The 6,310-nt window shown below is 74.7% G+C and carries 2 protein-coding genes and 1 pseudogene; all 3 read left to right on the top strand.

What is annotated here, in order from left to right:
* A pseudogene (locus tag ACIQOV_RS22200) lies at nucleotides 1–813 on the top strand (hypothetical protein); the annotation flags it as partial.
* Nucleotides 814–973: 160 nt separating this feature from the next.
* On the top strand, nucleotides 974–3,286 hold the full coding sequence (locus tag ACIQOV_RS22195) for a Helicase associated domain protein (RefSeq protein WP_401050952.1): 2,313 nt from the start codon (nucleotides 974–976) through the stop codon (nucleotides 3,284–3,286).
* Nucleotides 3,287–3,717: 431 nt separating this feature from the next.
* Complete coding sequence (locus tag ACIQOV_RS22190) at nucleotides 3,718–6,306, top strand: helix-turn-helix domain-containing protein (protein WP_401050950.1); 2,589 nt, start codon at nucleotides 3,718–3,720, stop codon at nucleotides 6,304–6,306.
* Nucleotides 6,307–6,310 lie beyond the last annotated feature (4 nt).

Here is a 6,310-nt window from a genome sequence, read left to right as displayed (position 1 = left end):
GCCGGCACCGAAGCCGCCGCGGTCACGGTTGAAGCCACCGCGGTCGGACTGCGGACGGCCGCCGGAGCGGTGGTCGTCGCGGAGATCACGTACGTCTACGAGGGCGAGTTGTCCGCGGCCCGGTGCGCGGACCTCGAGACCGACACTGCCGTGCGGCTCGTCGACCCGCGTGACCTGGACGACGCCCTGCCCCCGGCGTGGTCACGCCGCCTGCTGGCCGCCCTGCACGCCCGCGTGGAAGGGACCACGACCGAGCTCGCCGACGGCAGGCCCTGCCGTCCCGGTGTTCTCGATCGCCACCGCGTCCTGGCGGGCCGCAGCGCCGGCACGGAGGGCCAGTGGATGCCCGACTACACGTGGGACGGGGCGACCGGACGGGTCCGGGGGTGGATCTTCGGCCCCGACGGCCGGGTCATGCTGCTCCACGACCCGGCCACCGGCCGCACCGACCTGCCCGGTGGAGCGGGAGGGGACGATCCGGCGATGGCGCTGGGAGCGGTCGCCGCGACCACCGCCCACGTGACGCTCGCCCCGGACCGTGAGGTTGTCGGACACCACGTGAGCGGCGGCGAGGCGACGGCCAGCGTGGCCGCGCGGCTGAGGATCGTCGGCCCGCTGGTCCCGGTACCGTGCGCACCGCTGCCCGTGCGGCTGTTGGCCACCCCTGAACAGGCCCTGGAGCTGGCGCCGCACGCGGCCTTGACCCGCTCCGAGGTCGAGGACGTGATGCACCTGGCCCACTCGGAGTTCCAGCTCCCCGTGGCCGACCGCCGCCCGGTCACCGAGGTCCCGGCCACCGGCGGTGTCCTGTGAGGCCTATCGCCGTCCGCGGCCGCTGCCGGCCCCCACAGGACGCCCCGCACCGCCGCCCTGACAGCCAGGATCCCGGCCCGCTGCCGGCCGCACCCCTGCCCACCGATTCCGCCCTGCCCGCACCCAGCACGCCAGCACCCACTGCTTGCGGAGGCCGACCGTGACGGCGACCCTTCGACCCGATCAGATCGAGGCCGCCGAGGCGATCGTGGCAACACTGGAACGCGAGGACCGCACGATCCTGACGAAGGCATGCGGAAGCGGAAAGACCCGCACCAGCGGCGAGATCAGCAGGCGCCTGCCGCACCGCACGCAATTACGGACCTTCCCGAGCCTGGCACTCATCGCGCAGACCGCCGCCGAGCTTGTCGGCGCTTTCGGCCGCGCCAGCCTCGGCCGAGTCGTCGCCGTGTGCTCCGACCAGAAGGTCCTGGCCCGGTACCGGGGCCAGCTGGACGATCTCGGGGCCGTCGTCACTTCCGACCCGGCCGCTCTCGCGGCGATCGTCGCCGAGCCGTCCGCCCGGGTCACCGTCTTCTGCACGCTGCAGAGCCTGGGCGTGCTGATCATCGCGCACGCCCACCACGGCCTTCCCCCCTGGGACCTGCTGCTGATCGACGAGGCACACCGCACCGTCGGCCTGGAAAACCGTACGTGGGCCGCCGTTCACGACGAGGCACGGATCCCCGCCCTCAAGCGGGTCAGCATGACGGCAACGATGAAGATCATCACAGGAGACGCGGCAGAGGGCCGGGACGACATCCTGAGCATGCACAACCCCAAGGTGTTCGGACCGGTCGGCTACCGGCTCTCCTATGCCAGGGCGGTGGAGCTCAGGATCGTCGCACCGTACCGGCTGGTCGTCCCCGTGATCACCGACGAGGCCGTGCGCGAGGCGGCCACCGCGGTGGACAACCCCACCTACTACAGGGCCGGCGCCGCCGCGGTGACAGCGCAGGTGCTCGCCACCCAGATCGCCCTGCTGCGCGCCGCCCATCAGGCCGGCGCCCGCCGCATGGTCACCTACCACCGCACGATCGCCGACGCACGGTGGTTCGCCACCACCCTCCCGCTGGCCACCGAGCACCTGGACCCCGCAGAACGCCCCGCCGCGGTGTGGGCCGGCCACATCTCCGGTACGCAGTCCGTCGCCCACCGCGAGCGGGTGCTGGACCGGCTGCGTTCGAGCGACCCCGGGCTGGTCGTCGTCGCGAACGCCGCGCTCCTGACCGAGGGCGTCAACGTCCCGAACATCGACTCGATCGCCCTGCTGTCCCCGCGCGGCGAGATCGACTCCATCCAGGCCATCGGCCGCGCCGGCCGCCTGCCCGACCCCACTGTCGACAAGACCGCCCTGGTCTTCGCCCCGGCGATCCTGGGCGCCAACGAGGACCCGGTCCGGGCGCTGCGCGGATCGGCGTTCGCCGCGGCCTACGGAGTCGTCCGGGCGCTCGCCGCGCACGACGACGAACTGGCTGGCCGCCTCGATCGCGCGCGCCGCTCGATGGGTGCCGCCGCCTACGGCGGCCGCTACGCCGGGCCGCACGACCTACCGGACTGGCTGTCGATCTCCGGGATCGACGTCCCTGCGGAATTCGCATCCGCCATCTCCGTCCAGGTCGTCCGGGCGGCGACCTCCCCGTGGGAGGAGTTCATCGGCGCGGCCACGGCGTTCGCCACCGACCACGGACATCTGCGCATCCCGACGCAGTGGGTGACACCGGACGGTCTCAAGCTCGGCCGGCAGATGGACTACCAGCGAGCGCGCCACCACCAAGGGCTGATGAACGCGCAGGAGATCGCCCAGCTCGAGGCGATCGGGGTCGTCTGGAACGAACGCAACCGCTTCTGGCAGACTTTCGTGGCCGACCTCAAGGCGTTCCGTGACGAGTTCGGACACCTGGACGTGCCGCAGGCGTACATGAACCCGGCAGGCCGTCCCCTCGGCACCCAGGTGCGCACGCAGCGCACCCAGCTCCACGAGCTGCCACCAGAACGCCGAGCGGAACTCACCGCCCTCGGGTTCGTCGCCAACCGGCTCGAACGCCGGTGGGAGCAGCACTTCACGGCCTGGCGCGCCTACCAGAAAGCACACGGAACGCCGGTGGTGCCCCGGCACTTCGTCACCGATGACGGCCTCCCGCTCGGCAGCTGGCGGATCATCCAGCTGGAGCAGCTGCGCGCCGGCACTCTGGACCCCGCCCGGCGGAAGAAGATCACCGACCACGGCCTGCACCTGAACAGCGACGAGTTCCGTCACCACCGCAACGTGCAAGCGCTGCGCGCGTTCCGCGCCGAGCACGGTCACGCCCGGGTGCCGTACGACTACGTCGCCGCCGACGGTTTCAGGTTCGGTGAATGGGTCGCTCGCCAGCAGCGGGCGCTGCGGGACGGCACCCTCACCCTGACGAAGGCGCGCGAACTGACCGAGCTCGGGCTGCGCCCCTCCGCGCGCAAGAGATCCGCCCGGTGATCGAAGCCCCGTCCCCTCGACGCTTGCCCGCCGTCCCTGATCCCGATCCGGCAGCGGCGCACACGCCGCAAGGCTGCTGTGACCGGCCACGCCCCGCAGACCACCCTTACCGCCCGCGGGGCCCTTCCGCACGTCGCCCGGCGCCGACGACGCCGGCATCCCAGCACCCGCGCCCGCCGTCGGGCGCCGACCCACCGCCGCCCCGTGCGGCCCGCACCCCCAAGGACCAGTCCGTGAGCCCCGTCGCACCCGCCCGTCCCGGAACGCTCGCTCCCGCGGCAGACCGCGCCCGGGCCGCCAGAGTGCCGGTGACCGGCCGTCACCCGGACGCCCACCACGGCGACCCGACACGCGAAGTCGACCGGCCGCTGGACGCGGCAGCGCAGAGCCGCGCTCCCAGGACCGGACCTGCCGCCGGGAGCCGCACCTCGGTGAGCAGTGTGGTGGATGCGGTCGGCCTGCCGGAGTTCGATGCGTCCGAGCGGTGTGTGCTGAATCTGGTCGCCCGCGGGCTGGCGCGTGAGGTGATGGCCCGGCGGCTGGGCGTGGGTGTCGAGCAGGTGGAGCGCGTCCTCGACCGGATGTGCGGGCGGGCCCGGCTGCCGCACGCCGCGGCCCTGGTCGCCCGGCACGTTCTGTCCCTCCGCACGGAGGGTGTGGCAGACCTCGTTCCCGGGCCGGGGAACGCCGGTGAGGAGCGGGTACGGCTGCTGCGGGTGGTGGCACGCGGGTTCAGCGTCGCGGATGCGGCCCGCCTGACGGGGACGGGGCAGGAGCCGGCTCTGCGGCTGGTGGCGGCTCTGCTGCGCGAGTGGGGCACGACGCTGGAGGGGGCTGTGGCGGCCCTGGTCAAGGCGGGGCGGATCAGGCGGGAGCACCTGGACGGTGAGCCGCCGCTCGCGGCCGGAGCGGGTGGCCGGCGGTTGCTGATCGGGCCGCGCCGGGACCTGGATGTGCACGCGCGGGCAGCGGTCCTGGGGGCGCGGCGCGCGGTGGTGGTCGTGCAGGAGGAGCATCTGGCGCGGCCCCTGACCCGGTGGGCCGGGCTGGTGCGGCCGGACGTCGTGACGGTGGGCGTGCACGGCCCGGGCGAGCGGGTCGACGGGCGGCGTCCCCCGGGCTGCCCGATCGTGCAGCGCCCTCAGGACCTGCTCGGTGAAGCCTCGACCGCGGGCAGGGTCCTGGTCGTGGCCACCCGGGACGGGGCCCAGATCGTCGCGGACGCGCACCGGATGGTCCCGATGCCGGTGTGGGACGTGCTGGTCGTGGAGGACGTGCTGGCCCTGGAGGCCGCCGCTCTCGAGGCGGACCTGCTGTCCGACGACCGGCTGCCGGCGCACCGCCGGCTGCTGTTGTCGACCGTCACCCGGATCAACACCGGAAGCCGGGCCCACAGCGCACGGGCGGGCACGCGCCTCGGCAGGCTGACCCGTCTGGCCCCGAGCACCGTGCGCGGCTACCGGTTGGAGATCACGCTGTCCGCCCCGCGCCGGCCCAGCAGCGGACCCGTCCTCCTGCGCGCGGCCGCCGACCGACTGCGGGAGGCCGCGCTGGAGCCCGCCGCCGGACGCGTCGGCGTCTGCTGCCCTGACGACCCCACCGCGCGCCGTCTCCTCACCGTCCTCGACGCCGCCGGCCGCGGCAGTACCGCCGCAGCGGACCCCGTCCGGGGCCTGCGCCTGAGTGCCCGCCAGACGCCGGACGAGCAGCACTCCGTGCTGCGGCACCTGCTCCGGGCCGCGCCCGTCGTCGTCGCCGCCCGCGACCCGCTGCCGGCCGGCACCCCGCTTGATGCGCTCATGGTGATGTCCGCCGCACGACGCCCGTGGAAGAGCCTCGCCGCACTCGAGCGGGCACTAGCCGAGCCCGGCCCCGACCTCCTCCTGATGGCCGCTCCCACCGACCACACCCCCAGCCCGCGCGGCGGCGCCGGCAGCGCGGCCGATGCCGCCGCCCTGGTCCGAGCCCTGGCCGCCCTGGACCCCGCTCTGCGCGGGGCCCTCGCCCGGTGGGACGGCGGCCCCGACGAGGCCTTCACCGCCGACGGCCCGCTCGCCTGGGTCACCGTGCGCGGCGACCTGCCCGACACCGCCCGCACCGCCCTCGCCGCCGAACTGCTCCGCGCCGACCGCCACCGCGCCCCCGGCAAGTCCTCCGGGCCCACCCGTCCCGCCCCGAGCCGCACCGCCCGTGCGCAGCCGGCCCGCCGCCCGCCCCTGGCCACACGACACACGCCGGACCTGGGTCGGATCCCGGGCACCCACCTGCACCGGCTGCGCACCGAGCAGCGTCTCGAGGTGGGCCACGTCGGCCTGGCGCTCGGACTGTCCACGATCGAGCTGAGCCGCATCGAGCGGGGAGGCGCGCTGCCGGATCCCGCGACCGCCGGGCGTCTGCTCGACCTGTACCGCGCGTACCGGCAGGACCGCGAGGAGATCCTCGCCCTGTACCGGCAGGCCCTCGATCCCGCGGGCGCGGAAGGGCTCGTCGACCGCGGCCGGTGGCGGGAGCGGCTGACGTGGGTGGCGAGCAGTGCCATCGGCGGGCGGGTCACGGCGTCCTGCGGCCTGCCCCCGATCGCCGGTCTGGGCCGGCGCCTCACCGTCCTGCTCGACAGCCGGCTCCTGGCCCAGAGCGCGGCCACGAGTGCGGGCCGCCAGGAGCTGGCCCGCCTGCAGGACCGGGCCGTGGTCCTCGTAGTGCCGTTCCAGGGGGTGGTCGCGCGTGCTGACATCGCCGAGTTCGTGTTCACCGACCCCGGCTCCCGGGCCGTGTACGCGAGCTGGGATTCCACCGGTGCCCGCTACCGCGTCGGACCGGCCGCCGCCGACGAGGTCGGCGCAGCCCTCGACGCCCTGCAGGCCCGTGCCCTGCGTGAGCGGCCCAGCAGCGACCTCCTGCAGGCGGCCGTGACCGGCGCCCTCCCACGAGGGCGCCGACCGGACCGCACCACCGCGACGACGGCGATGAACCCGATGACGGGATGGCGCCCTTGGGAGGACGAGGACCGCGATGACTGACAAC

The organism is Kitasatospora sp. NPDC091257, assembly GCF_044757675.1.
Classification (GTDB): Bacteria; Actinomycetota; Actinomycetes; order Streptomycetales; family Streptomycetaceae; genus Kitasatospora; species Kitasatospora lactacystinica.
Note: the sequence above shows the minus strand (reverse complement) of the source record. Positions and strands in the feature narration are given on the sequence as shown.